This is a genomic window from Bailinhaonella thermotolerans (assembly GCF_003594875.1).
In the GTDB taxonomy this organism is placed as follows: Bacteria; Actinomycetota; Actinomycetes; order Streptosporangiales; family Streptosporangiaceae; genus Bailinhaonella; species Bailinhaonella thermotolerans.
In genome coordinates, this window is the sequence record NZ_QZEY01000024.1 from 30,030 (window position 1) to 55,651 (window position 25,622).

At 73.5% G+C, this 25,622-nt stretch carries 21 protein-coding genes; 8 read left to right on the plus strand and 13 right to left on the minus strand.

Features of this window, described 5'->3' with window-relative positions:
* Positions 1-16 precede the first annotated feature (16 nt).
* The 3 genes from D5H75_RS36820 to D5H75_RS36830 form a co-directional block, all read right to left on the minus strand.
* Positions 17-976: a TolB family protein gene (locus D5H75_RS36820; protein WP_202638872.1), complete on the minus strand. Its 960-nt coding sequence runs from the start codon at positions 974-976 to the stop codon at positions 17-19.
* On the minus strand, positions 973-2,181 hold the full coding sequence (locus tag D5H75_RS36825; RefSeq protein WP_242454735.1) for an MFS transporter: 1,209 nt from the start codon (positions 2,179-2,181) through the stop codon (positions 973-975). The genes D5H75_RS36820 and D5H75_RS36825 overlap by 4 nt, the downstream gene beginning before the upstream one ends.
* A gap of 207 nt (positions 2,182-2,388) precedes the next feature.
* Positions 2,389-3,816 carry an aldehyde dehydrogenase family protein gene (locus D5H75_RS36830; protein WP_119931236.1) on the minus strand — a complete coding sequence of 476 codons (1,428 nt, stop codon included), beginning with the start codon at positions 3,814-3,816 and terminating at the stop codon, positions 2,389-2,391.
* Positions 3,817-4,093: 277 nt separating this feature from the next.
* Between D5H75_RS36830 and D5H75_RS36835 the strand changes: the two genes are divergently transcribed.
* On the plus strand, positions 4,094-4,723 hold the full coding sequence (locus tag D5H75_RS36835; RefSeq protein ID WP_202638873.1) for a TetR/AcrR family transcriptional regulator: 630 nt from the start codon (positions 4,094-4,096) through the stop codon (positions 4,721-4,723).
* Between the two features lie 139 nt (positions 4,724-4,862).
* Here the strand turns inward: D5H75_RS36835 and D5H75_RS36840 are convergent, their stop codons facing one another.
* Positions 4,863-6,323: a PucR family transcriptional regulator gene (locus D5H75_RS36840; RefSeq protein WP_119931238.1), complete on the minus strand. Its 1,461-nt coding sequence runs from the start codon at positions 6,321-6,323 to the stop codon at positions 4,863-4,865.
* 121 nt (positions 6,324-6,444) lie between these two features.
* Between D5H75_RS36840 and gabT the strand changes: the two genes are divergently transcribed.
* The 5 genes from gabT (at position 6,445) to D5H75_RS36865 (ending at position 11,434) form a co-directional block, all read left to right on the plus strand.
* The gene (gabT, locus tag D5H75_RS36845) at positions 6,445-7,803 is read left to right on the plus strand and encodes a 4-aminobutyrate--2-oxoglutarate transaminase (RefSeq protein ID WP_119931239.1); all 1,359 of its coding nucleotides are present in this window, start codon (positions 6,445-6,447) and stop codon (positions 7,801-7,803) included.
* 93 nt (positions 7,804-7,896) lie between these two features.
* Positions 7,897-9,282 carry an ABC transporter substrate-binding protein gene (locus tag D5H75_RS36850; RefSeq protein WP_119931240.1) on the plus strand — a complete coding sequence of 462 codons (1,386 nt, stop codon included), beginning with the start codon at positions 7,897-7,899 and terminating at the stop codon, positions 9,280-9,282.
* Positions 9,279-10,175: a carbohydrate ABC transporter permease gene (locus tag D5H75_RS36855; protein WP_242454736.1), complete on the plus strand. Its 897-nt coding sequence runs from the start codon at positions 9,279-9,281 to the stop codon at positions 10,173-10,175. The genes D5H75_RS36850 and D5H75_RS36855 overlap by 4 nt, the downstream gene beginning before the upstream one ends.
* Entirely contained in the window at positions 10,172-11,092 is a 921-nt protein-coding gene (locus D5H75_RS36860) for a carbohydrate ABC transporter permease (protein ID WP_119931241.1), read from the plus strand. Before D5H75_RS36855 ends, D5H75_RS36860 begins: the two co-directional genes overlap by 4 nt.
* Positions 11,093-11,191: 99 nt before the next feature.
* Positions 11,192-11,434 (plus strand): hypothetical protein, encoded by a 243-nt coding sequence (locus tag D5H75_RS36865; RefSeq protein ID WP_119931242.1) that lies wholly within the window; start codon positions 11,192-11,194, stop codon positions 11,432-11,434.
* Between the two features lie 228 nt (positions 11,435-11,662).
* Here D5H75_RS36865 and D5H75_RS36870 read toward each other — a convergent pair whose 3' ends face one another.
* The 6 genes from D5H75_RS36870 to D5H75_RS36900 form a co-directional block, all read right to left on the minus strand.
* The gene (locus D5H75_RS36870; protein ID WP_202638874.1) at positions 11,663-12,892 is read right to left on the minus strand and encodes an extracellular solute-binding protein; all 1,230 of its coding nucleotides are present in this window, start codon (positions 12,890-12,892) and stop codon (positions 11,663-11,665) included.
* Positions 12,893-13,019: 127 nt separating this feature from the next.
* Positions 13,020-14,096 carry a ThiF family adenylyltransferase gene (locus D5H75_RS36880; protein WP_119931245.1) on the minus strand — a complete coding sequence of 359 codons (1,077 nt, stop codon included), beginning with the start codon at positions 14,094-14,096 and terminating at the stop codon, positions 13,020-13,022.
* 197 nt (positions 14,097-14,293) lie between these two features.
* The gene (locus D5H75_RS36885) at positions 14,294-15,769 is read right to left on the minus strand and encodes a CoA-acylating methylmalonate-semialdehyde dehydrogenase (RefSeq protein WP_119931246.1); all 1,476 of its coding nucleotides are present in this window, start codon (positions 15,767-15,769) and stop codon (positions 14,294-14,296) included.
* Positions 15,766-17,064, minus strand: coding sequence for an aspartate aminotransferase family protein (locus tag D5H75_RS36890; protein WP_119931247.1), 1,299 nt, complete (start codon positions 17,062-17,064; stop codon positions 15,766-15,768). The genes D5H75_RS36885 and D5H75_RS36890 overlap by 4 nt, the downstream gene beginning before the upstream one ends.
* 217 nt (positions 17,065-17,281) lie before the next feature.
* Positions 17,282-18,595, minus strand: a complete 1,314-nt coding sequence (locus D5H75_RS36895) for a M20/M25/M40 family metallo-hydrolase (RefSeq protein WP_119931248.1) — start codon at positions 18,593-18,595, stop codon at positions 17,282-17,284.
* Entirely contained in the window at positions 18,592-19,590 is a 999-nt protein-coding gene (locus tag D5H75_RS36900; RefSeq protein ID WP_119931249.1) for an Lrp/AsnC family transcriptional regulator, read from the minus strand. The genes D5H75_RS36895 and D5H75_RS36900 overlap by 4 nt, the downstream gene beginning before the upstream one ends.
* A 114-nt stretch (positions 19,591-19,704) precedes the next feature.
* Here D5H75_RS36900 and D5H75_RS36905 point away from each other — a divergent pair, with 114 nt between their 5' ends.
* Positions 19,705-21,003 carry an MFS transporter gene (locus D5H75_RS36905; protein WP_242454737.1) on the plus strand — a complete coding sequence of 433 codons (1,299 nt, stop codon included), beginning with the start codon at positions 19,705-19,707 and terminating at the stop codon, positions 21,001-21,003.
* A gap of 148 nt (positions 21,004-21,151) precedes the next feature.
* On the opposite strand, the gene D5H75_RS36910 is transcribed toward D5H75_RS36905, so the two are convergent.
* The 3 genes from D5H75_RS36910 to D5H75_RS36920 all read right to left on the minus strand — a co-directional run bounded on the left by D5H75_RS36910 (position 21,152) and on the right by D5H75_RS36920 (position 23,906).
* The gene (locus D5H75_RS36910) at positions 21,152-21,442 is read right to left on the minus strand and encodes a YciI family protein (RefSeq protein WP_119931250.1); all 291 of its coding nucleotides are present in this window, start codon (positions 21,440-21,442) and stop codon (positions 21,152-21,154) included.
* 13 nt (positions 21,443-21,455) lie between these two features.
* A complete protein-coding gene (locus D5H75_RS36915; RefSeq protein WP_119931251.1) occupies positions 21,456-23,090 on the minus strand; it encodes a PucR family transcriptional regulator in 1,635 nt (544 codons plus the stop codon).
* Positions 23,091-23,153: 63 nt separating this feature from the next.
* Positions 23,154-23,906, minus strand: a complete 753-nt coding sequence (locus tag D5H75_RS36920; protein ID WP_119931252.1) for a TetR/AcrR family transcriptional regulator C-terminal domain-containing protein — start codon at positions 23,904-23,906, stop codon at positions 23,154-23,156.
* A gap of 109 nt (positions 23,907-24,015) precedes the next feature.
* Between D5H75_RS36920 and D5H75_RS36925 the strand changes: the two genes are divergently transcribed.
* A complete protein-coding gene (locus D5H75_RS36925; RefSeq protein WP_119931253.1) occupies positions 24,016-25,566 on the plus strand; it encodes an MFS transporter in 1,551 nt (516 codons plus the stop codon).
* Positions 25,567-25,622 lie beyond the last annotated feature (56 nt).

The following is a 25,622-nucleotide window of genomic DNA, read 5'->3' on the forward strand; positions in this document are numbered from 1 at the left end:
CCCGCCCCGCGCGGGCTCACCCGCCCCCGGCGGGTGAGCCGGCTTCGGCGGGCGGCAGGACCTGCGGCGAGGACGCGCCGCCGATCAGCCGCCGGGGCGTGCCCGAGCCGTCGGCCGGAAGGGACCAGACCGACCCCGCCCGCTCGTAGGCCACCGTCCGGTCGTCGAGCCAGGCGAGCTGGTCGTCCACGCTCTCGGGCTCGGCCAGCGGCGTCTCGCGCATGGTCCGCAGGTCCAGGACGTGCACGCGCCACGGCCTGTCCACGTGCCCGGTCGCCTTCTTGAACGCGATCCGGCGGCCGTCCGGGCTGAGCGACGGGCACTCCACGTTCGAGCGCAGGGGCCGGGCCGTGCGCCGGGCCACGTCGCCCTCGATGAGGTGGGTGCGGCCCCCGGTGGCGGCGGTGGCGTAGAAGCGGTTCTCGTCGGCGGCGAAGGTCACGCCCCAGACGTTCAGGTCCCGGGCGCGCAGCTCCCTCGGGTAGTTCAGCTTCTCCAGGTCCGGCAGGTAGGCGCCGGTCCTGGTGTCGAGGATCGAGGTCCGCGTGGAGAAGTCGATGCTCGCGTAGTCGTGGCCGCTGACGAAGACGGTCCAGGCGGCCATCCGCCCGCCAGGCGAGACGCGCGCCCGGCTCGGCGGCCCGGCCAGCGGGACCCGCCGCACCTCGCGCAGCCCCCGGTCGAGGATCACCGCGTCCAGCCGCGGCATGCCGTGGTTCTCGACCCGCAGGCACACGGCGGTGCCGGCCGCCGCCGCGAACCGCTCGCACGCGACGCCCGTGACCGTACGGCCGCCGCCGCGCTCGACCGCGACCCGCCCCGTCCGCTCGTCCACGTGCCACAGGCCGCCGCTGAGCGTGGTCGGAGCCGAGGGCCGCGGCGGGGCCGGGTCGACCGCGCCCCGCCGTACCAGGACGTAACCGGCGGCGACGGCGGCGAGCAGGACGCCCGCGACGATCAGGGCCAGGTTCCTCACGCGGTCACCCGCCGCGTGAGCAGGGCGGCGGACACGGCCACCGCGACGACGAGGCCGCCGGCGGCGGCCCACAGGGCGGCCTCGCGGCTCCAGACGGTCCACAGCAGGCCCACCAGGACCGACGAGGCGAAGCGGCCGAGGGCCTGGGCGGTCTGCAGCACGGCCAGGCCGCCGGCCCGCGACTCCTCGGCCAGGAGGGGCCCGGCCAGCGCCATGAGCACGCCGTCGGTGGCCGCGTAGAACACGCCGTGCAGCGCCAGCACCGCCACGAGCAGGGCCGTGCCGGAGACGGGGCCCGCGAGCAGCGCGTAGACCGCCAGCAGGGCCAGGTGCCCGCCGAGGAACACCCCGACCCGCCCGCGCCGGTCGGCCAGCCGCCCGAACGGCACCGCGAGCAGCAGGAACGCCCCGGCCGTGCCCAACGGGAGCAGCGGGAACCAGTGCGCCGCGAGCCCGAGCCGCTCCTGGAGCATCAGGTAGACGAACGCGTCGCTGATGGTCACCAGCCCGAGCAGCGCCGCGCACGCGCACGCCGCCCACACCCGCCGGTCCGACCGCCACGACGCGCGGGCCCGCGGGCGCACGGCCTCCTCCCGCCGGTCTCGCACGGCCGCCGCGAAGACCAGCACCCCGAACACGGCCACGCAGCCGCTGACGACGAAGACGGCGTCGTACGCCCCGGGGGCCGCCCACAGCACGGCGAAGGCCACGAGAGGCCCGCAGAACGCGCCCACGGCGTCCATCGCCCGGTGCACCCCGAACGCCCGTCCCAGCGACTCGGGCCGGCCGCTGGCGGCGATCAGCGCGTCGCGGGGCGCGCTCCGCAGCCCCTTCCCGACCCGGTCGGCCGCGACGGCCGCGCCCAGCCCCGCCGCCGACCCCCCGGCCAGCAGCAGCGCGGGCTTGGCCAGCGCCGACAGCGCGTACCCGATCCCCGCGACCAGCTTGCGCCGCCGGCCCCGGTCGGCCAGCCAGCCCCCGCCGAGCCGCACCAGCGCGGTCACCCCGAAGTACAGCCCGTCCAGCACGCCGAACTGGAGCGGGGACAGCCCGACCGCCAGCACGAGGTAGAGCGGCAGCACGGCGGTGACCATCTCCGCCGACACGTCGGTGATCAGGCTCACGGTCCCGAGCGCCAGCACGTTCCCGGCGACGCGCCCGCCCCGCCGCACGGACGCCTCCCGCCCCACCTCCGCGATGTACACGTGCCCCCCGAATCGCCCCGGATACCGCGCCATCATCCCAAACCACCGCCACGCCCCGGCCGGGTCCCGGGCGGAGCCGCGGCACGCACCGCCGTACGGCGGCCCGCGCGGACGGGACCGGACATGGACGGGGCCGGACATGGAGGGGGCCGGACATGGAGGGGGGCGGCCCGCCGCACGGCGGACCGCCCCCCTCGCGCCCGGCGCCTACAGGTCGAGGCCGGTGAGGACCATGGTCCGGGGGTAGGTGTAGTCGTCCATCGCGGAGCGGAGCCCCTCGCGGCCGACGCCGGACTCCTTGACGCCGCCGTAGGGCATCTGGTCCGCGCGGTAGGAGGGGACGTCGCCGATGATGACGCCGCCGACCTCCAGCTCGCGGTGGGCCCGGAAGGCGACGTCGAGGGAGCGGGTGAACACTCCCGCCTGCAGGCCGTACGCCGAGTCGTTGACCTGGGCGAACGCCTCGTCCACGTCGGCGACCCGCTGGAGGGCGAGGACGGGGCCGAAGATCTCCTCGCGCCACGCCTTGGCGTCGGCCGGGACGTCCGCCAGGACGGTGGGGGCGAAGGAGCCGCCCTCGCGGGTGCCTCCGGTGAGGACGCGCGCGCCGCCCGCCATGGCCTCGTTCACCCAGGTCTCCACCCGGATCGCGGCGTCCTCGCTGATCAGCGGGCCCACCTGGGTCTTCTCGTCCCAGGGGTCGCCGACGACCAGGGACTCCACGGCGGGCACCAGCCGGGCGGCGAACTCGTCGTACACGTCCTCGGTGACCAGGACGCGCTGGACGGCGATGCAGCTCTGCCCGGCCTGGTAGTTGGAGAAGGTGGCGACGCGCGTCGCGGCCCAGTCCAGGTCGGCGTCCCCGAGGACCACGGCCGCCGCGTTGCCGCCGAGCTCCAGGGTGACGTGCTTGCGCGGCACCGAGTCCATGATCGAGTAGCCGACCGGGCCGGAGCCGGTGAACGACACGACGGGCAGGCGCTCGTCGGCGACGAGGGCGGCGGCGCGGTCGTTCGGGACCGGGAGCACCGAGAACATGCCCTCGGGCAGGCCGGTCTCGGCCAGGATCTCGCCCAGCAGCAGCGCCGACAGCGGCGTCGCGGGCGCGGGCTTGACCACGACCGGGGCGCCGACGGCGATGGCCGGGGCGACCTTGTGGGCCACGAGGTTCAGCGGGAAGTTGAACGGCGTGATCGCCAGCACCGCGCCGTACGGCCGCCGGGCCACGTACGCCAGGCGCCCGGCGCCGGCCGGGTCCGTGTCGAGCCGCTGCGTCTCGCCGCCGTACCGGCGGGTCTCCTCGGCGGCCCAGCGGAACGTGGACACCGCGCGGGCGACCTCGGCGCGGGCCCACATGAGCGGCTTGCCGTTCTCGTTCGTGATCAGCCTGGCGATCTCGTCGGCGCGCTCCCCGAGCCGCCGCGACACGTGGGCCAGCGCCTCGGCGCGCACGTGGACGGGCAGCGCCCGCGCCTCGTGCCGGACCCCGTGCGCGGCGCGCACCGCCTCCTCCACCTGCTCCGGAGTGGGCACGGCGACCGCCGCGATCGCGCTCCCGTCGTAGGGGTGGGTCACCTCGAAGCTGTCACCGCTGGTCTCGGCGCGGCCGGCCAGCCAGAAGGGGCGTACGTCCATACCTCAGACGCTAACGCCGCCCGGACCGTTCGTCGGCACTCCATTCCGGCGATACCGCCCCCTCGCGCCCTGCCATGCCGTACAAGCCGGGCGATCGGACCCGGGGGACGGCGGACGGGGGCGGATCGGGGGCCGGGGCGGATCGGGGGCCGGGGCGGACGTCAAGTCGCCGACTAACGATTCGGTAGAAATTTCCTTCAAGCGGATGTTACGCCCTTATCTCTTGATATCGATTTCTTATACGGCGAACCGGACAGACAACGGAAGGGGTCTCGTCATGGTCTCGCTCACCAGCCCGGCGGAGCAGGCGGGCGAAACCCGGCACGAGCACCGGCCGCCCCGCCACCGCCTGCTCCGCGTCGCGATCGGCCTGCTGGCCGGCGAGGGCCCCCAGGCGCTCTCCGTACGGCGCGTCGCCGCCGAGGCGGGCTGCCCGACCAGCGTGGTCTACACGACCTTCGGCAGCCGCGAGGGCCTGGCGGAGGCGCTCTACCTGGAGGGGTTCGACGGGCTGCGCCGCCGGATGGAGGCCGTGCCCGCCCACCCGGACCCGTGCGCCCATCTGCTGGAGCTCGGCCGGGCCTACCGGGAGTACGCGATCGCCGAGCCGCTCTACTACTCGATCATGTTCGAGAAGGTCATCCCCGGCTTCGCCCCGAGCGAGCGCGCCCGCGCCGTGGCCGGCACCTCGCTCCACATCATCGAACGCGCCGTCGCCCGCTGCGTCGCCACGGGCGGCACGCGCCCCGCCGACCCCACCAGGATCGCCGAGGCCCTCTGGGCCGCCGCCCACGGCGCCATCAGCCTGGAGCTCTCCGGCCACCTGACCGGCCCCGCCACCCACGACACCGTCACCACCGCCGTGGCCCACCACTACCTCGACCCCCCACCGGCCCACCCCGAATAGGGATCGGAAGGCAGCGCGCCCCCTTGACGTACCCGGCGACCAGCGTGCGCCCGCGGACCCGGGCGCCGCGGCGAGTGGCCCGCCGGCCACCGGCCGGGGACGTTCCGCCTGCCCCGTTCCGGCCCCTTCCGCGTGGCGGCTAGCCGAGGAGGGTGAGGGCGAGCCAGAGCTCGGCGCGGGTCGTCGGGTCGTCCAGGTCGCGGTCCAGGAGGGCGGCGGCGCGGCGGATCCGGTAGCGGAGGGTGTGGCGGTGGACCCCGAGGGACTGGGCCGCCGCGTCCCAGTGGCCGTTGCAGGACAGGTAGGCGCGCAGGGAGGGGACGAGGTCCGCGCGGGATCCCGCGAGGGGGGCCAGGAGGGAGGCCGCGAAGCCCTCGGCCGCGACCGGGTCCAGGAGGGACAGGAGGCCGTGGCCCGCCAGGTCCTCGTGGCGCACCGCCCCCCGGCCGGTACGGCGGGCGGCGGCCAGGGCGCGCTCGGCCTGGGGCAGGGCGGCGGGCAGCTCGGCCGGCGGCACGGGGGCGCTCAGGCCCGCGGCGAACCGCCCCACCGTCCCCCGGGCGGCGAGCGCGGCCGTGATCGCCTCGCCGGAGACGGCGGCCGGGACCACGGCGGCCAGGCCCCCGTCGCGGGGCGCCACGAGCGCGAGGACTCCGGCCGGGTCGTCCGGGATCTCGGGCCCGGCCGGCGCGTCCGCGAGGACGAGGCGGACCGGCCCCTCGGGGAGCGGGCGGCCCAGGGCGGCCGCGACGGACTCCGCGTGGGCGAGGGAGCCGGCCAGGAGGAGGTCCAGCAGGGCGGCGTGGATACGGCGCTCGGCCGCGCGGAGATCGTCGCCGCGTTCGAGGGTGAGGGTGAGGAGGGAGGCGGCGGCGTTGACCACGGTCTGGGTCGCCGGGGACCAGCGGGCGGGGGCGCCCACCGCGAGGTAGCCGCGGATCCGGCCCGCGGCCCCCAGCGGGTGGACGGCCACGTGGCCGCCGGGGCTGCTCAGGGACAGGGCGGACTGGTGACTCAGCCGGGCCAGCTCCGGGGCCAGGGCCGGGGCGCGGGCGGCCTCTCCGGCCGGGCAGGCGCAGCGGACCCGCCCGGACTCGCCCAGCAGGAGGGCCCAGCCGCGCACCTCGGCGGCCAGCCGGGCGACCACGGCCTCCAGCCCGTCGGGGCGCAGCGCCGCGCGGGTCAGCCGGGACTGGGCGGCGGAGGCGCGCGCCACCTCGTCGTACTGCTCGGCGGCGAGCAGGTCGCTGACGGCCTTGCCGATCGCGATGAACGGCACGGCGCGCGGAACCGCGAGGAGCGGCAGGCCGTGCCGTACGGCGGCGCGGACGAGCGCGGGCGGCACGGTCTCGTGGGTGAGGCCGACGCCGAACCCGAGGCCGGACACGCCGCGCTCGACCAGGCGGCGGACGTACGGCTCGGCGGCGCTCGCCCGCATGCCGGTGGTCAGGAGGAGCTCGCCGCCCTCCAGGAACGGCGTGGGGTCGGCCAGCTCGCTCACCGCCACCCAGCGGACGGGCCGGTCCAGCGCGTCCGCGCCGGTCAGCACGTCCAGCCGGAGCTGCGGCAGCGCGGCGACGGTGCGCAGCGTAGGCGGCATTCCCACCCCTTCCAGGGGACCGTGCGCGACGGGGGCGTTTAGTACGACTTGGATAACAGGATGCGGCAAGTTCGCCGATGCGACGTATGGCCCCCCGCCGCGCCCGCCGTACGGTCGGAGCATGACCCCTCAGAACCTCCCGCAGGAGCGCCGCCTGCTCACCGAGATCCCCGGTCCCCGGTCCCGTGAGCTGCTCGAACGCAAGCTGTCCGCCGTCCCCGGGGGCGTGGGCACGACCCTTCCCGTCTTCGTGACGCGGGCGGGCGGCGGCGTCGTCGAGGACGTGGACGGCAACTCGCTGATCGACTTCGGCTCCGGCATCGCGGTGACCAGCGTGGGCAACGCCGCCCCGCGGGTGGTGGAGCGGGTGCGCCACCAGGTGGGCGAGTTCACGCACACGTGCTTCATGGTCACGCCGTACGAGTCGTACGTGGAGGTGTGCGAGCGGCTCAACGCGCTCACGCCCGGCGACCACGAGAAGCGCACGTTCCTGGTCAACAGCGGCGCGGAGGCCGTGGAGAACGCGGTCAAGGTGGCGCGGCACGCGACCGGGCGGCAGGCGGTCGTGGTGTTCGACCACGGCTACCACGGCCGGACGCTGCTCACGATGACGCTGACCGCGAAGAACATGCCGTACAAGCACCGCTTCGGGCCGTACGCCCCCGAGGTGTACCGCATGCCCATGGCGTACCCCTTCCGCTGGCCGACGGGCCCGGAGAACTGCGCCACGGAGGCGGCGGCCCAGGCGATCGACCAGATCACCAAGCAGATCGGCGCGGAGAACGTCGCGGCCGTGGTGATCGAGCCGATCCAGGGCGAGGGCGGCTTCGTCGTGCCCGCGCGCGGCTTCCTCGGCCTCATCGCCGACTTCTGCCGCGAGAACGGCATCGTGTTCATCGCCGACGAGGTGCAGACCGGCTTCGCCCGCACCGGCCACCTGTTCGCGTGCGAGGACGAGGGCATCGTGCCCGACATCATCTGCACCGCCAAGGGCATCGCGGGCGGGCTGCCGCTGGCGGGCGTGACCGGCCGGGCCGAGCTGATGGACGCGGTCCACGTCGGCGGCCTCGGCGGCACGTACGGCGGCAACCCGCTGGCCTGCGAGGCGGCCCTGGCCGTGCTGGAGACCATCGAGCGGGAGGGGCTGGTCGAGCGGGCCCGCCGCATCGGCGAGATCATGCTGCCCCGGTTGCGGGCGCTGGCCGGGCGGCACGACCTGATCGGCGACGTGCGCGGGCGCGGCGCGATGATCGCCATCGAGCTGGTGAAGCCGGGCACGAAGGAGCCGGACCCCGCCGCCACCGCCGCGATCGCCCGGCGCTGCCACGCCGAGGGCCTGATCGTGCTGACCGCCGGGACGTACGGCAACGTGCTCCGCTTCCTGCCCCCGCTGGTCATTCCGGACCATCTTCTCGAAGAGGGCCTGACGCTTCTGGAGAAGGCGTTTTCCGCGCACATCACGGCTGTTCAGGGAGGCTGACTTCGGGGACGCTGGAGGAGGGCATAGTTTCGCGATCAAGGGGAACGTGCTCATCTGCCTTGAAGCTCGGGGGCCTCTCGGGAAGGACGGCTCATGGGCGTGAAGAGACGGATGGCGGCCCTCCTCGCCGCGTCGCTGCTGCTGCCGCTCGCCGCCTGCGGCGGCGGGGGTGGCGACTCCGGGGACAAGAGCATCACGCTGTGGCTCAACGAGGACATCGCCGACCGCGTGCGGGCCACCCAGCGCATCGTCGACGGGTTCACCAAGGCCAGCGGGATCAAGGTGAAACTGGTCTCCGTCGCGGAGGACCAGCTCCAGCAGCAGCTCACCGCCAACGCCGCCGCCGGGAACCTGCCCGACGTGATCGGCGCGCTCCCGCTGGCCGCCGTGCACTTCATGGCGACCAACGACCTCATCGACCAGGAGGCCACCGGCGCGGTCCTGAACGCCCTCGGCCCGAGCTCCTTCGACGCCCAGGCCGTACGGCTGACGCGGTACGAGGGCAAGCCGGCCGCGGTGCCGTTCGACGCCTGGACGCAGCTCCTCGTCTACCGCAAGGACCTGTTCGAGAAGGCCGAGCTACCGCCCCCGGAGACCTACGACCGGCTCAGGGACGCGGCGGCCAAGCTGAACAAGGGCGGCGTGGCCGGGATCACCCTCGCCACCACGCCCGGTGAGGCGTTCACCGAGCAGACCTTCGAGTTCCTGGCCAACGGCAACGGCTGCGAGCTGGTGGACGCCAGGGGCACGGTGACGATCGGCTCCCCGGCGTGCGTGGAGACGTTCCGGCTCTACACCGACCTGGCCGGGAAGTACTCCGTCAAGGGCAACCAGAACGACGACTTCACCCGCGCCACCTACTTCGCCGGCAAGGCGGCCATGGTCGTGTGGTCGCCGTTCATCCTCGACGAGATGGCCGGGCTGCGGAAGGACGCGCTGCCGACCTGCCCGCAGTGCGCGAAGGACCCCGCGTTCCTGGCGCGGAACAGCGGCTTCGTCACCGCCCTGCGCGGCCCGAACGCGAGCGGCCCCGGGGGCTTCGGGGAGGTCTCCTCCTGGGCGGTGCTGAAGGGCGGCGCGACCGAGCCGGCCAAGCGCTTCCTGCAGTACATGGGCAACGAGGGCTACCTCGACTGGATCAAGATCACCCCGGAGGGCCGGTTCCCGCTGCGCAAGGGCACCGCGACCGAGCCCGAGCGGTTCGTCTCGGAGTGGGCGCGGCTGCCGGTCGGGGTGGACGAGAAGAAGCCGATGTCGGACTTCTACCCGCCCGAGGTGATCGAGGGGCTGCGCGCCGGTGTCTCCGAGATCGACCGGTGGGGGCTGAAGGAGGGGCAGGGCAAGCTGCTCGGCGCGACGCTCGGCGAGCTGCCCGTGCCCAAGGCCGTCAGCGACGCCGTGAGCGGCCGGATGACGCCGGAGCAGGCCGCCGCGCAGGCGCAGAGGCAGGTGGAGCAGATCCAGAAGGAGCTGCGGTGAGCCTACGCGCGCGGGAGGCGCGCGCGGGCTGGCTCTTCCTCTCCCCCACGCTCGTCACCGTCCTGGTGATGGTCGTGCTGCCGGTGCTCTGGACGCTGATGCTGGCCTTCCAGGACGTCCGCCTGATCAACATCCGCCAGGTCGGCCTGTTCGGGAACTACACGCTGGAGAACCTCTCCCGCGTGCTGTCCTCGCCGAACTTCGCCGAGGCCCTGCGCACCACGCTGATCTTCACGGTGGCCGGGACGACGCTGTCGATCCTGCTCGGGCTGGCCGCCGCGCTGTGCGTGCGCCGCCCGTTCCGGGGCCGGACGTTCGTGCGGGCGGCCATGCTCCTGCCGTACGTCGCGCCCGTGGTGGCGGTGACGTTCGTGTGGGAGGTCATGCTGCACCCGCAGTTCGGCGTCGTGAACGAGATCGGCACGTCGCTGCTGGGCTGGGAGCGGGCCATCCCGTTCCTGTCGCAGGAGGGCGTCGCGCTGGCCACGGTGATCGCGTTCGAGGCCTGGCGGTACTTCCCGTTCGCGTTCCTGTTCCTGCTGGCGCGGCTCCAGGCGATCCCCGGCGACCTGGACGAGGCGGCCAGGGTGGACGGGGCCACGCCGCTCCAGCGGTTCAGGCACATCACGTTCCCGCAGCTCACCAGCGTGATCGCGCTGCTGGCCGTACTCCGGTTCATCTGGACGTTCAACGAGTTCGACGACATCTACCTGCTCACCGGGGGCGGCGCGGGCACCGAGGTGGTCAGCGTGCGCGTGTTCCAGCTCCTCACCGCCCGCGCGGACGTGGGCGAGGCCGCCGCGCAGGCGATGGTGCTGGCCGTGGCCCTCGTCGTGCTGCTCGGGATCTACTTCGCGTTCTTCGCCCGCCGCTTCGAGGAGACCCCCTCATGACCCCGTCGTACGGCGTGCGCGAGCGCACCGCCCCGGCGTACGGCGCCCGGTGGAGCCGCGAGCGCGTCGAGACCGCGGCGCTGCGGGTGCTGCGGTGGCTGACGGTCGCGTTCTTCCTGGTCGTCACGCTGGTGCCGTTCTACTACATGGTGCTGCTGTCGTTCCGGAGCATCCAGGCGCTGCTGCTCGCCCCCGGCCGGCTGTGGCCGTCGCTGGGCGAGCTGACCGCGAGCACGTACGTGGACGTGCTGAGGTCGATGGACGAGGGCGGCCAGGGCTTCCTGCTGTTCATGCGGAACAGCGCCGTGCTCGCCGTGCTCACGGTGATCGCGACGCTGCTGGTGTCGATCCCGGGGGCGTACGCCGTGAGCCGGTTGCGGTTCTCCGGGCGGCGGCAGGTGCACTTCCTGTTCCTGGCGGTCTACCTGTTCCCCAGCATCGTGCTGGCGATCCCGCTGTTCGTGCTGCTGTCGCTGCTGGGGCTGCGCGGGTCGATCTACCCGCTGGTGGTGGTCTACATCTCGCAGACGGTGCCGGTGTCGATCTACATGCTGCGGAACTACTTCGAGACCGTGCCGCGCAGCGTGGAGGAGGCGGCGGCGGTGGACGGGGCCTCCCGGCTGGGCGTGGTGTGGCGGGTGAGCATCCCGCTGGCCATGCCCGCGATCACCGCGACCGCGCTCTACGTCTTCATGATCGCCTGGAACGAGTTCCTGTTCGCGCTGCTGTTCCTGACCGAGGACCCGGCCAACTGGACGGTCTCGCTGGGCCTCGCCCGGCTGTCGGGCAGCATCGAGATCCCCGCCACCGTGCTGATGGCGGGCTCGGTGATCCTCACGCTGCCGATCGTCGTGCTGTTCTTCCTCGCCGAGCGGATGCTCACCGAGGGTCTGACGAGCGGGGCCGAAAAGGGGTGATCGCAAGGTTTGCCGCATCTTTGGGCACCCGTGGTCGATCACCAAGAGTAATCACGCTATAACGGTACGCGGCTGCCACTAACCGTGCGAAGGAGCGTGATGAGCGGCGAGCCGGTTGATTCGGTGCAAGGACTGCTGCCCTTCGACCCCGCTGGGCTCACCGAGGCGCAACGCTACGGCGACGCGTGCGTGGTGTGTCATCGGCGCTGGCCCCGGCCCAAGATCCGCGTGGGCCGTCTTCCCTCCCACGCCGTGGTGCTGGCCTGCGACGACTGCGCCCCGGCCCTCCAGACGGCGGATCACCTGATCCCCTCCCCCCGGATCCGCGCGGCGCTGCCCTGACCCCGGTCCCCGCGGCCCCGGCCCGTCCCCGGGGCCCGCGCGCCGTGCCGTACGGCGGAGCGAGACGGCACGGGCGCGCGTGCGGCGGCGATGGCACGGCGCCGCCGCGCCGGGCCGGGAGATGAGAAGGGGGGCGCTCCGGGCTCGGGGGGAGGACCCGGAGCGCCCCAGGCAGACGGCACCCAGCGGGGGGTCGGGCGCCGTCCGCGACCGGTGGTCTGAAAACGCCTACTTCACGATCTGCCGCCATCGGTCGGCCCACGTGGGGTAGTCAGTGCATTCCCCTTCTGCGCCCCGGCAATCACGAGAAGGCCTGTGGGCGAAGGCGATCCGGTCGAGCCGGCGCTTGTCCACGCCGTCCACGGTCATGCCGTAGGCCGCGCACGACGTCCGCACCGGCTCCTGCCCGCAGGCGTTCGGGTTGGCCGGTGCCAGGCCGCTCCAGCGGGTCATCTGGCGCTGGACGTCCGGCGAGGTGGTCCAGGACAGCCACCGGTAGGCGCAGTTGGGGTTCTCCGCCCGGCTGGAGATCATCCAGGAGTCGGCCCAGCCCGTGACCTCCGGGTCGGGCGGCACGGCCACGGACCTGCCCGCCCGCTTGAGCACGTCGTAGTGGTACGGCGTGGCCATGCCGAGCACCGCCGCGCCCCCGGCGAAGGCCTCCACGACCTCGGCGGGCTGCCGCCAGTACAGGCGCACGGCGTCGCGCTGGCGCGTCAGGAGCTCCACCGCCTCCTCGAACTGGCGGCTCGTGAGCTGGTAGGGGTCCTTGATGCCCAGGTCGCGGCGCGCGGTCTTGAGGTGGAGCGCGGCGTCGGCGATCGTCATCGGGTCGTCGCGCATGACGATCCTGCCCTGGAGCGCGGCCGGAGGGGCGAAGACCTGCCCGGCCCCGCCCTGCTTCACCTTCGCCGGGTCCGACAGCGGCGTGTTCACCCCCCAGGAGTACGGCACGCCGTAGTGGTGGTCGTCGTCGCCGCTCAGGTCGCGCAGCCGTTCCACCAGGTCGTCGTACCGGTCCACCAGGTCGGTGTTGAGCGGGACCACGCCGCGCTGCTCGATCAGCCGGTCGGCCAGCGCGGGCGGGGCGAGCACGGCGTCGTACCGGTACCTGTCGAACCGCTCGCCGAGCTGCTCCATGTCCTCCACCAGGCGCAGCGTCACCCGGCACCCGGTCTCCCGCTGGAACGGCGTGACCCAGTCCACCTTGGAGTCGCTGAACCCGGCCTCCACGGACCCGTTCGACAGCGCCACCAGGTTCAGCTTGCCCTCCGCCGGGCCCAGCGAGGGCGCCGGGCTCCGGGTGGGGCCCGGCGTGAGGGACGTGGAGACCCCCGCGGCCCCGGGCAGCCCGGGCGCGCCGCCGACGCCGGGCTTGCCGGCCCCCTCCTGGGGCGCGGCCGAGCACCCCGCGGCCAGCACCGCCGCCGCCACCGCAACCGCCAGCCGCCTCTTCACGCTTGAGAATCCCCCTCGCCGTGCTTCCTGACCCCAGCAGGGTAGCCATGCCGGGGTCGCCGCGCCCCCTCCTGGCCGGAGTACGGCGTCGCGGCGTGCCCCCGTGCGAGGGCCGGGGGCGTGCCGCTCAGGTTCCGGGGAGGAGTTCGGCGAGGTCCAGGTGGCCGTGGAAGGGCGGCACCGGCTCGCCCAGCAGCAGCCGGCGCGCGACGTGCGCGAGCAGCCCGGCGGCGAACCGGGCCTCCCCCGCGAGCTGGGGATACCCCGACAGGTCGCGCCCGATCAGGCCCAGCGACCGGCGCGAGCGCTCCGACAGCGCGTCCGCGCCGCCCAGCCACGCGACCAGCCCGTCCAGGTACGGCCCCCGCGCCGCCGCCCCGTCCGCCAGGCCGTGGAAGAGCGCGAGGCCCGGGTGGGCGGAGTACGGCTCGACGCTGAGGAACCCGCGCTCGTCGGCGGCGTACACCACGTCGAGGCCGCGGTCGCGGGCGAGCTCGCGCACGAGGTGCTTCACGGCGAGCCCGTCGCACTCCTCCACGAGCAGGTCCAGCCCGTCCAGGAACGCCGCCGCGTTGCCCGGGGTGACGCCGTCCTCGTGCAGTTCGACCTCCAGGTAGGGGTCGAGCAGCGCGATCCGCCGGGCGGCGAGGCGCGTCTTGGGCAGGCCGAGGTCGTCCACGCCCGCGCCCAGGCGGTTGAGGTTGGACAGGTCCAGGGCGTCGTGGTCGGCGAGCGCGATCCGCCCGCACAGGTGCTCCTGGGCGAGGGTGACCGCCGCCTCGCCGCCGACCGACAGCCCGATCACGCCGATCCGCTTGCGGGCCAGCACCCGCTGCTCCGCCGCCGTGATCTTGAGCTGGTTCCTGGCCGTCACGACGGCGGTGTAGTCCTCCGGCGCGAGCACGTGGACGACCCGCGCCTTCCAGGGCAGGTGGACCCAGGTGCCGTACGCCTCGGGGCGCTCCCCGAGGACCCCGGCGGCGTACCGGGCGCGTTCGGCGGCGGACGCCCCGGGCAGGCGGACCGCCGCCAGCTCGGCCGCCTGGCGCTCGATCGTGTCCACCACGGTGAGGCCGTGCGCCGCGCACAGCCGGGTGAGCGCGTCGCGCTCGCCGGGCTCCGGCCGTACGAGCTCCGGCCGCCAGCTCAGGTGCGGCGGCACCGCGGGGGCGGCCAGGGACTCGGCGAAGCTCTCCAGATCCATGCGGGCCGCCCGTCGTCGACGCGATCAATCTTTGACAAAGTCAAAGTTAGGCGAGCGGGATCTCGCCCGCAACGGTGACCGGGGAAGGCGCGGACGCGCCGCGGCCCGCCCGCGCCGGCGGAGGGAGGACGGCGGCGAGGCGGACCGGGGCGGATCGGGGGCGGAGCGGATCGGGGGCGGAGCGGATCGGGGGCGGGTCAGGCGTTGGTGGGGAAGCCGAGGTGGACCCCGCCGTGGCTCGGGTCGAGCCAGCGGGAGGTGACGACCTTGCCCCGGGTGTAGAAGTGCACGCCCTCCGCGCCGTGAACGTGGGTGTCGCCGAAGAGGGAGGACTTCCAGCCGCCGAAGGAGTAGTACGCCATCGGGACCGGGATGGGCACGTTGATGCCCACCATGCCCACCTCCACCTCGTTCTGGAAGCGCCGCGCGGCGCCGCCGTCGTTGGTGAAGATCGCGGTGCCGTTGCCGTACTCGCCCTCGTTGATCAGGCGCAGGCCCTCCTCGTACGAGCTGACGCGCACGACGGACAGGACCGGGCCGAAGATCTCCTCGCGGTGGAGGCGCGAGCCCGGCGGGACGTGGTCGAAGACCGTGGGGCCGAGCCAGAAGCCGTCGCCCTCGGGGGCGGACTCGCGGCCGTCCACGACCAGCTTGGCGCCCTCCTGGACGCCGAGGTCCAGGTAGGAGGCCACCTTGTCGCGGTGCTCGCGGGTGACGAGCGGGCCCATGTCCGAGTCGCCGGTGCCGACCCGCAGGTCGCGCACGCGTGTGGCGATCTTGTCCACGAGTTCGTCCCCGATCGGCTCCACGGCCAGCACCACGGAGATCGCCATGCACCGCTCGCCCGCCGAGCCGAAGCCCGCCGAGACCGCCGAGTCGGCCACCAGGTCCAGGTCGGCGTCGGGCAGCACCAGCATGTGGTTCTTGGCCCCGCCGAGCGCCTGCACCCGCTTGCCCGCCGCGGTGCCGGTCTCGTAGACGTACCGGGCGATCGGGGTGGAGCCGACGAAGCTGACGGCCCGGACGTCGGGGTGGACGAGCAGCCGGTCCACGGCCTCCTTGTCGCCCTGGACGACGCCGAACGCGCCGTCGGGCAGCCCCGCCTCCCGCCACAGCCGGGCCAGCAGCAGGGACGCGGAGGGGTCCTTCTCCGACGGCTTCAGGATGAACGCGTTCCCGCAGGCGATGGCCACGGGGAACATCCACAGCGGCACCATCGCCGGGAAGTTGAACGGCGTGATGCCCGCCACCACGCCGAGCGGCTGCCGGATGGAGTAGGCGTCCACGCGGGTGGAGACGTTCTCGGAGAACCCGCCCTTGAGCAGGTTCGGGATGCCGCAGGCGAACTCCACGACCTCCAGGCCGCGGGCGATCTCGCCAAGCGCGTCGGAGTGCACCTTGCCGTGCTCGGCGCTGATCAGCGCGGCCAGCTCGTCCTGGTGCGCCACCAGCAGCTCGCGGAACCGGAACAGCACCTGCGACCGCTTCGTCAGCGAGGCGTCCCGCCAGGCCGGGAAGGCCGCGACGGCCGCGGCGACGGCGGCGTCCACCTCGGCGGCCGACGCCAGGTCCACCGTGCCCGACACCTGGCCCGTCGCCGGGTCGAAGAGGTCGGCGGTACGGCCCGCGCCCGGCGAGGCCGCGCCGGCTATCCAGTGGGTGACGCGCTTCACTTCGACACTTCCTCGTTCACGGTCTCCAGGGCGGCGAGGAGGATGCCCAGCCCCTCGTGCGCCTCCTCGACGGTCAGCGTGAGCGGGGGCGCCATGCGCAGCGTGTTGCCGTACAGGCCGCCCTTGCCCGCGAGCAGGCCGCCCTTCTTCGTCTCCTCCATCATGCGCGCGGCGATCTGGGGAGAGGGCTCGCCGGTGGCGGGGTCCTGGAGCTCGATGGCGAACATCAGGCCCTTGCCGCGCACGTCGGCCAGGATCGGGAAGCGGCCGGCCGCGGCCTTGAGCCCGCCGATGATGATCTCGCCGGTCTTGGCGGCGTTGGCCTGCAGGTCGTGGTCGAGGACGTAGTCCAGCGTCGCGTTGGCGGCGGCCATGGAGATGGGGTTGCCGCCGAACGTGGACAGGCCCACCGCGTGGAGCGCGTCCAGGAGCTCGCCCCGCGCCACGACGCCGCCGACCGCGAAGCCGTTCCCGAGGCCCTTGGCGAAGGTCATCATGTCCGGGGTGACCCCGTGGTTCTGGATGCCGAAGAAGCTCTGCCCGGTGCGGCCCCAGCCCGTCTGCACCTCGTCGGAGATGAAGTAGATCCCCTCCTCGTCGAGGACCTCCTTGTAGGCCGCGAACAGCCCGTCGGGGGCCATGGTGAACCCGCCGACGCCCTGGATCGGCTCGGCGATCAGCGCGGCGACGTCCTTCGACGTGGCGGTGGCGAGCAGGTGGCGCAGGTCCTCGACGCAGACCTTGATGTAGTCGGCGTCCGACAGGTCGCGGAACCGCGACAGGTGCTTGTCCGCGCCGTGCAGGAAGTGCACCTGCAGCGGGGACAGCGAGTTGTTCTTCCAGGTGCGGTTGCTCGTCACGGAGATCGCGCCGAACGAGCGGCCGTGGTAGCTCTGCCGCATGGCCAGGACCTGGTCGGTCTTGCGGGCGTACGTCGCCAGCAGCAGCGCCGTCTCGTTGGCCTCGGTCCCGGAGTTGGTGAAGAACACCTTGGCGTCCTCGATCCCGGACAGCCGCGCGATCTTCTCCGCCAGCTCCACCTGCCCGCGCAGCAGGTAGACCGTGCTCGTGTGCACGACGCCGGTGCGGAGCTGCCGCTCCACCGCCTCCCGCACCTCGGCCACGTCGTAGCCGATCATGTTGGTCAGGATCCCGGCGAAGAAGTCCAGATAGGTCCGGCCCTCGGCGTCCACGACACGGTTGCCCTTGCCGCTGACGATCTCGATGGGCTCGTTGTAGTAAAGGGCCACCCAGTTGGGGATGACGGCACGATGGCGCGCAAGCAGGTCCGACATGCTCCGAGTATCCGAGGTGGCGTCCATGAACGCACCCCTCAACCTGTCGGCCCTTCCCCGATCCCCCTTACATCCCGTAAGTCCCCGCAGGCGCTCTCCCGCGGCCTCCCCCGCCGTCTCTCCCGCGCCGCCTCGCGCCCGTCTCCGCCGCGCCGTCCCTCCCGCGCCGATCACCCGGGAGAGCGGGCGATCGGCGCTCGGAGAGGCCGGCCGCGGGTCAGTACGCCGTGAGGAGGCGGTCCAGGACGCGGACGCCGAAGCGGAGGGCGTCGATCGGGACCCGCTCGTCCACGCCGTGGAAGAGGGCGGCGAAGTCCAGCTCCGGGGGCAGGCGCAGGGGCACGAAGCCGAAGCCGCGGATGCCGAGCGGCGCGAAGGACTTGTTGTCGGTGCCGGCCGACAGGCAGTACGGCACGGCGCGCGCCGACGGGTCCTCGGCCTTCAGCGCGGCGATCATCGACTCGACCAGGGGGCCGTCGAAGGAGGTCTCCAGGGCGATGTCGTGGTGCACGAACTCGCGCCGCACCTTGGGGCCGAGGAGCTCGTCCACCTGCGCGAAGAACTCGTCCTCGAAGCCGGGCAGGAACCGGCCGTCCACCTCGGCGTGCGCGTGGCCGGGGATCACGTTGACCTTGTAGCCCGCGTCGAGGCGGGTCGGGTTGGCCGTGTGGCGCAGGGTCGCGCCCACGAAGCGCACGAGCGGGCCGAGCTTGTCCAGCACCGGCTCGGGGTTCTCCGGGTCGAACTCCAGCCCGAGGGCGTCCGCGACCTCCTCGAGGAACCGGCGGACCGTGGGCGTGAGCCGTACCGGCCAGTCGTGGTCGCCCAGGCGGGCCAGCGCCGCGGCCAGCTCGGTGACGGGGTTGTCCTTGTTGATCATCGAGCCGTGCCCGGCCTGGCCCTCGGCGGTCAGGCGCATCCAGGCCAGGCCCTTCTGCGCGGTCTCGATCAGGTAGAGCCGCAGCGACGGGTCCACCTCGAACGAGTAGCCGCCGACCTCGCTGATGGCGTACTCCACGCCCTCGAACAGGTCGCGGTGGTTCCGGGTGAGGTACTTGGCGCCGTACTCTCCCCCGGCCTCCTCGTCGGCCAGCCACGCGAACACGATGTCGCGCCGGGGCCGCCGCCCCTCCCGCGCCATCTGGCGCAGGACCGCGAGCATCATCGCGTTCATGTCCTTCATGTCCACGGCCCCGCGGCCCCAGACGTAGTCGTCCACGACCTCGCCGGAGAACGGGTGGACCCGCCAGTCCGACGCCTGCGCGGGCACCACGTCCAGGTGACCGTGCACGAGCAGCGGCGGCAGGCTCGCGTCCGCGCCCTCGATCCGCGCGACCACGTTCCCGCGGCGCTCGGCGCTCTCGATGTACGTCCCCTGGACGCCCACCTCGGCGAGCCACTCCATCACCCGCTCGCCCGCGGCGCGCTCGCCCGGTCCCGAGCCGTCGCCGTAGTTGCTGGTGTCGATGCGGATCAGCTCGGAGGTGATCTCGACGACCTCGTCCTGTGCGGACGGTACGGGATTGGTCATGCCGGCTCCTTCGTCATATATCCGATCTTCCGGAGGTAGCCGCGCTTGTAGGCGCGGGTGATCAGGGTCACGCTCACGTCGGCGACGTCGTCCAGCCCGCCCACGACCTCGGTGATGAAGCCGTACAGCTCGGCCTCATGCGCCACGCAGACCTGGACGATCATCGTCGCGGTCCCCGCCGTCGCCGCGCAGTAGCGTACGGCGGGGCAGGCGGCGAGGGCCGTACCCACTCTCTCAAGCCCGGCGGGCCGCACCGACAGCCAGAGCTGGGCCTCGACGCCGAAGCCGAGGAGCGCGGGCTCGGCCTCGGCCCGCAGGTGGACCACGCGGCGTTCGAGCAGCGAGGCCAGGCGGCGGCCGGCCGTCGGAGCCGACACCCCGAGCGCGTCGGCCACGGCCGTCACGCCGATGCGGCCGTCGGCCACGAGCAGGCCGGCGATCCGGCGCTCGGCCGCGGACAGCTCGACGTGCTCGGGCAGCTCGGGGGCGGGCGGCGTGAGCGTGGCGCGCATCGCCTCCACCTCGGCCGGGCGGAGGAGGGGCGCGTGCCACTCGGCGACCGTGCGGAAGGTGCGCATGACCACCTGCGTGCGCGTCTCGCGCACCCCGGCGGTCGAGGGCACCTCGCGGCTGAGCACGTCGTGCAGCCGCTCGCGCGGCACGACCAGCTCGCAGCAGACGTCGGCCGACCCGGTGACCGCGTAGACCGAGCGGGTGTCCTCGCGCCCGGTGAGCCCGCCCGCCACGTCGTGCACGCCGCAGGGGTCGGTGCGGATGTGCAGGTGGACGGGGGTGCCCAGGCCGCAGCGCAGGTCGTCGTAGATCGCGGTCACGGTGACCGCGCCCAGTCCCAGCAGGCGCTGGAGCCGCCGCGCGACGGTGCGCTCGTGCTCCCCCAGCGCCCGCCCGATCTCGCCCCACGAGGCGCGGGGGTTCACCTGGAGAGCCGCGACGAGACGGCGATCCAGGTGATCGAGGCGTGTTGTTTCGTCCACACCGGCCTTCGTGTCGGGAACATAAATTTTTAGCGGTTGTGTTGACTCTTTCTATCACCAGGTGCACAGTGGGCCACCTGAAACCCACCAGACGTGCATGTAATTGGAGGAATCGTGGCAGTCTCCGCCGAGGCCGGAGGGGGGTCCGGGGCGCCCATCGCGGTTCCGCGCAGCCGCGCCCGCCAGCTCATCGCGGCCAGCGTCGGCAACGTCGTCGAGTGGTACGACTGGTACACGTACAGCTTCCTGGCGATCTACTTCGCCGACCAGGTCTTCCCCAAGTCCGCGGGCAACGACCTGGTGCCGCTGCTCAGCGCGTTCGCCGTGTTCGCCGTCGGCTTCTTCATGCGGCCCGTGGGCGGCCTCCTCGTCGGCTCGTTCGCCGACCGGTTCGGCCGCCGCTCCGCCATGACGCTGACGATCGTCCTCATGGGCGCCGGCTCGCTGATCATGGCGATCCTCCCGACGTACGAGAACGCCGGGATCCTCGCGCCGCTGCTGCTGGTCATCGCCCGCCTCGTGCAGGGCCTGTCCGTGGGCGGCGAGTTCGCGGCCGCGACCACCTTCCTCGTCGAGTCGGCCGGTCCCGGGCGGCGCGGCCTGTTCTCCAGCTTCCAGTACGTCAGCACCACCATCGGCCAGCTCATCGCGTCGGGCCTGGCGGCCGGGCTCGCGTCCGCGCTGTCCAAGGGCGACATGGCCTCCTGGGGCTGGCGCGTCCCGTTCCTCGTCGGCGCCGTGGCCTCGCTGGTCGGCCTGTGGATCCGGCGGAGCGCGGACGAGACGCTGGAGACCGAGAAGGTCGAGCGGCCGCGCATGTTCGAGTTCCTGCGCCACCACCCGCGCCAGGCCCTGCTGATCGTCGGCATCACCATGGCCGGCACGATCACGTACTACACCTGGACGACGTACCTGCCGACGTACGCCAAGCTCACGGTGAAGTTCGACCCGGCCGACGCGCTGCTCATCGGCACGATCTCGCTGATCTTCTTCGGCCTGCTCCAGCCCCTGGGCGGCATGCTCTCGGACCGGATCGGCCGCAGGCCCATGCTCATCGCCTTCGGCGGCGGGTTCACGCTGCTGACCGTGCCGGGCCTGGCGCTGCTGAACGACTCCTTCATCAGCCTGCTGCTCATCCAGTGCGCGGGCATGGTCCTGCTCACCGGGTTCACCTCGATCTCGGCGGCGGTCAACGCCGAGCTGTTCCCCGCCCGGGTCCGCGCGGCCGGCATCGGCTTCCCGTACTCCCTGGCGGTGGCGCTGTTCGGCGGCACCGGGCCGTACATCGGCACGGCGTTCACCGACGCGGGCAACCCCGGCCTCTTCGGGTGGTACGTCTCGGCCCTGGCCCTGATCTCCACCCTGGTCTACCTGTTCGCCCTCAAGGAGACGAAGGACCAGCCCCTCCGCTGACGGGCGCCCGCCGATCCCCCCTCACCCCGAAGACCCCGCCCCGCCGTACGGCGCCGGCGGGGTCTTCGCGTTCGGCACGCCGGGCGGCGGGCGGCGGGCGGCGGGCGGCGGGCGGCGGGCGGCGGGCGGCGGGCGGCGGGCGGCGGGGTCAGCCCAGCAGGGCGCGCAGCGCGGGGTGGGCGCGGCCCGCGTCGATCGTGACGATGTCGTAGCGCGCCACGCCGGCCTGGGCGAACGGGTCGGCGGCGGCGATCTCCTCGATCCGGGCCCGGTCGCCCACCGCCAGGATGGCCCCGCCCAGCTCGGCCGGGACGGTCTGCCCCGAGGCCAGGAAGGTGCCGTCGGCGTGGTGCCGCTCCAGGTGCGCGACGTGGGCGGGGACGTGCGGGGCCACCTCCGCCTCGGGGACGGTGTAACGGACGAGGAGGATGTGCAGCATTCGAACAGGATAGCTAAAACGCCGTACGGCGGGGGCCGGGCCCGCCGCGCCGGCAGGAGTCCAGCGCGAGCAGCGCGACGTGCAGGGACAGGCAGGACTCGACGTCGTCCAGATCGGTGTCGAGCACCCGTTCCAGGCGGCGCAGGCGCTCGTAGAACGCCGGCCGGGACAGGTGGGCGCGGGAGGCGGCCACCGCCTTGTTGCGGCCCGACTCCAGGTAGATCGACAGGATGCGGGTCAGGTCCCCGCCGCGCTGGGCGTCGTGGGCCAGCAGCGGGGCCAGCTCCCGCTCGGCGAAGGTCTGCAGCCGCGCGTCGTCGCGCAGCAGGTGGAGGAGCCCGCGCAGCCGCAGGTCCGGCAGCCGGTAGAAGGACCGCCCGTCCGGCCTGCGCACCGCCACGTCCGCGACCTGCTCGGCCTCCAGGAAGCTGCGCCGCACGTCCTTGACCGACTCCACCGCGGATCCGGCGGCGAGCACGAACTCCCCGGCGAACGCGGCGCGCAGCCGTTCGGACAGGGCGCCGAGCGCGCTCTCCGCGACCGCGCGCGGGGGCAGCGGGAGCAGCACGCCGACACCCGCCTCGTCCAGCACGCCCACGAGCGCGGGCATGCGCGCCTGGCGGCAGGCGAGCGCCGCGGCCTCGGCCAGCTCGCCGAGCCGGGCCTGGAGGTCCAGGTCGGGGGCCAGCCCGGCGCCCGGCAGCCGCAGCACCAGGCCGAGCAGCCGCCGCCCGGTCAGCGGGACGCCGAGCGCGCGGGCGCGGGCCGCCGCCTCGTCGGGGTCGGCGTAGGCCGAGCTGAGGATGCCCGCGATGACCGTGCCGTGGGCCTGGAGTTCCAGGCTCTGCTGGTGCCGGTCGAGCAGGCGGCCGAGCGCGAGCGTGGTCGCGGCGCGCTCGGCGAGGACGATGTCGCGCGGCGCGGGCCGCCCGGCGGACAGCAGGATCAGCCGCCCCCAGTCCTGCCCCCGCGCCCCCACGACGGTGACCAGCCAGCCCGACGCCTCGTCGTACGCCGTCCGCTCGGCCGGGGCGACGGCCCGGGACCGCGTCTCCCAGCTCGCCAGCAGCGCGGCCGGATCGGCCCCCGCGGGCTCGCAGGCGAGCACCTGGTGGGCCAGGTTCTCCAGGACGGCCGGGCGGCCGGACAGGCGGGCGGCCTGCCGTACGACCTCGGCGGGGGACGCGCCCTCGACGGACAGCTCCGTGAACACCTCGTGCAGGTGCTCGGAGGCGCGCAGCTCCTCTAGCTGGATGTCGATGATCCGGTTGTGCACCGACTCGGTGATCTGCACGAACGGGGTGTCCCTGGCGAGCGTGATCAGCGGCAGGCCGTGCTCCTCGGCGGTCTTGACGACCACGGCGGGCAGCTCGCGCACGAAGCGGCGGCCCAGCTCCACGACCAGCCCGGCCGCGCCCACCGCCGCCAGCGTGGCGACGTACTCGGCGAGCCTGGCCGGCTCCTCGGGCAGCGCGACGCCGGTGGTCAGCACCAGCTCGCCGCCGCGCAGCAGGTGGGCGATGTCGGTGATCTCGGCCACGTGGACCCACCGCACGCGGGTGTCGAGCCGGTCGCCGCCCGTGACGACCTCCGGGCTGCCCCGGCGCACGGCGTCCAGCGCCAGCACGTCGGCGAGAGTGGGGAGCATGCCCGCAATCTAGTCCATCAAGGTGTAAAGACGACCCGCCTCTTGTTGACGGATCGTACGACCTCAGGTCCCGGCGGGCGGATCGGGGTCCCGCCGGGTGGCGCGGCGGCGGAGTTCGAGCCCGTCCAGGACACTGACCAGCCCGAAGTCGAACGTCGCGACCCGCAGGCGCTGCGGGTCCGTCTCCCCGTAGGCGCGGTAGCGCTCGCTCAGGCGGGGGTAGTCGCGGGCGATCTCCGCGCTGACGTCCCAGACCCGCTCGTCCAGCTCCTTCATGGTCGTGCCGGCGCGCTGGGCGTTGGAGAGCCAGGCGGCCTCGCCGATGGTCATGCCGTAGACGTAGGCGACCACGGTGGTCACGGCGAAGTCCACGTCGAAGTCCTGGAACCCGGCGTGCTGGGCGACGCCCACGAGGTGGTCGGTGAAGCGCAGGGCGTTCGGGCCGTACATGGGGTACACGCCGATGAGCTGGGCGACCCAGGGGTGGCGCAGGATCAGCGAGCGCAGGGAGTGGGCGGCGATGGTGAACGCGGGCCGCCATCCGCTCGTCTCGGGGTCCGGCCGCTCGACCTCGCCGAAGATCTCGTCGAGCGCGAGTTCGAGGAGTTCGTCCTTGTTCGAGACGTACCAGTAGACGGACGTCGCGGCGGCGCCGAGGCGGGCGCCCAGGCGGCGCATGCTCAGCGCGTCGCGGCCCTCGGCGTCGAGGATCTCGATCGCCGCCCGCACGATCTGGTCCCGGCTCAGCCCGGCCTGGTCCCGCTGCGGCTTCTGCGGCCGCGTCCAGATGGACGCGATGGGCGAACGCGCTGCCAAGAACCCCTCCTAGCCGCCGATGTATCGAGACTATCAAATCACTTGAACAGCGTACGAGCATCGTCTTACAGTGTTCGAGAAGCCTTGAACGCTGTAAGAGGAGACCTCCGTGACGTCCCCCCAACCGTCATCGCCCCCGGCCCCCGCCCGGCATCCGCGCCGCTGGCTGATCCTCGGCGTGCTCTGCCTGAGCCTGCTCGTGCTCGTGGTGGACAACACGATCCTGAACCTGGCGATCCCCAAGCTGATGGACACCAAGGGCCTCGGCGCCAGCACGGCCGACGTGCAGTGGATCATCGACGCCTACGCCCTGGTCTTCGCCGGGCTCCTGCTCACCGCGGGGAGCCTGTCCGACCGGCACGGCCGCAGGCTCGCGCTGATCGTCGGGCTCGCGCTGTTCGGCGGGGCCTCGCTGCTCGTGCTGGCCGTGACCGAGCCGTGGCACCTGGTCGCGGTCCGCGCGCTGATGGGCGTGGGCGGCTCGCTGCTCATGCCCAGCACCCTGTCCATCCTGATCACGGTCTTCGACGACGAGGAGCGCCGCAAGGCCATCGCCGCCTGGACCTCGGTGGCCATGGTCGGCGTCATCGCCGGCCCCACCTTCGGCGGCTTCCTGCTCCAGAACTACTGGTGGGGCTCGGTCTTCCTGATCAACGTCCCGATCGCGGTGCTCGCGATCATCGCGGCGGTGGTCCTGATGCCGGAGTCGCGCGGGCCCGCCCGCCGTCCCGACCCGGTCGGCGCCCTGCTGTCCATGGTCGGCATGACCGCGCTGGTCTGGGTCGTCATCTCCGCTCCGCGCGAGGGCTGGTCCGGCGAGGTGATCGCCGCGGCCGCGCTGGCCGTCCTGGGGCTGGCGGCGTTCGCGATCTGGGAGGCCAGGTCCGCGCACCCGATGCTGCCGCTGCGGATGTTCCGCGACCGGAACTTCTCCGGGGCCAGCTTCTCCATCGTGCTGCTGTCGCTCTCGTCGGGCGGCCTGCTGCTGGCGCTGACCCAGCACTTCCAGTTCGTGCTGGACTACGAACCCATGCGGGCCGCGCTCGCGCTGATCCCGATGGCGGTGGTCACGGCGGTCTTCAACGGCGTCGGCGCCACCCTCGGCCAGAAGATCAGCAACCGGACCCTGCTGGTGATCGGGTTCCTGATCATCGCGGTCGCGTTCGGGGTCATGTCGTTCATCGGCCCCGACGACGGGTACGGAGCGATCATCACGGCCCTCATGATCATGGGGGTGGGCAGCGGGCTCGCCGGTCCCCCGGCGTACGCGACGCTGATGGGCGCGGTGCCGCCGGAGCACGCGGGCGTCGGCTCGGCGGTCAACGACACCGTCCAGCAGGTCGGCATGGCCCTCAGCGTCGCCGTCCTCGGCAGCGTCCTGGCCGCCTCCTACACGGCCGGCATGCCCGGGAGCGCGCCGGAGGCCGCCCGCGAGTCGATCGCCGGGGCCCACGCGATCGTCAAGGCCACCGGTGACCAGAACCTCCTGGCCGCCGCCAAGGAGGCGTTCACCGGCGCCATGTCCATCGGCTCGCTGGTCGCCGTCGTCTGCTCGGTCCTGGCCGCGATCGTCGGCCTCGTCCTGATCCGGCGCGGCACGCCGCCCGCCCCCATGGCCGCCCCCGGCGACGAGGCGGCCAAGGCCTCCCAGCCCGCCTGAACGCCCTGCCCGCCGGCCCCCGGCCCGCGCGTCCCCCCTTCGGGACTCGCGGGTCC

What these genes read in the sequence shown, in the direction of transcription:
- D5H75_RS36830 (WP_119931236.1), bottom strand. Translation starts at nt 3,816, where the DNA reads ATGGACGTACGCCCCTTCTGGCTGGCCGGCCGCGCCGAGACCAGCGGT.
- D5H75_RS36835 (WP_202638873.1), top strand. Translation starts at nt 4,094, where the DNA reads ATGGTCTCGCTCACCAGCCCGGCGGAGCAGGCGGGCGAAACCCGGCAC.
- D5H75_RS36840 (WP_119931238.1), bottom strand. Translation starts at nt 6,323, where the DNA reads ATGCCGCCTACGCTGCGCACCGTCGCCGCGCTGCCGCAGCTCCGGCTG.
- gabT (WP_119931239.1), top strand. Translation starts at nt 6,445, where the DNA reads ATGACCCCTCAGAACCTCCCGCAGGAGCGCCGCCTGCTCACCGAGATC.
- D5H75_RS36850 (WP_119931240.1), top strand. Translation starts at nt 7,897, where the DNA reads ATGGGCGTGAAGAGACGGATGGCGGCCCTCCTCGCCGCGTCGCTGCTG.
- D5H75_RS36860 (WP_119931241.1), top strand. Translation starts at nt 10,172, where the DNA reads ATGACCCCGTCGTACGGCGTGCGCGAGCGCACCGCCCCGGCGTACGGC.
- D5H75_RS36865 (WP_119931242.1), top strand. Translation starts at nt 11,192, where the DNA reads ATGAGCGGCGAGCCGGTTGATTCGGTGCAAGGACTGCTGCCCTTCGAC.
- D5H75_RS36880 (WP_119931245.1), bottom strand. Translation starts at nt 14,096, where the DNA reads ATGGATCTGGAGAGCTTCGCCGAGTCCCTGGCCGCCCCCGCGGTGCCG.
- D5H75_RS36890 (WP_119931247.1), bottom strand. Translation starts at nt 17,064, where the DNA reads ATGTCGGACCTGCTTGCGCGCCATCGTGCCGTCATCCCCAACTGGGTG.
- D5H75_RS36895 (WP_119931248.1), bottom strand. Translation starts at nt 18,595, where the DNA reads ATGACCAATCCCGTACCGTCCGCACAGGACGAGGTCGTCGAGATCACC.
- D5H75_RS36910 (WP_119931250.1), bottom strand. Translation starts at nt 21,442, where the DNA reads ATGCTGCACATCCTCCTCGTCCGTTACACCGTCCCCGAGGCGGAGGTG.
- D5H75_RS36915 (WP_119931251.1), bottom strand. Translation starts at nt 23,090, where the DNA reads ATGCTCCCCACTCTCGCCGACGTGCTGGCGCTGGACGCCGTGCGCCGG.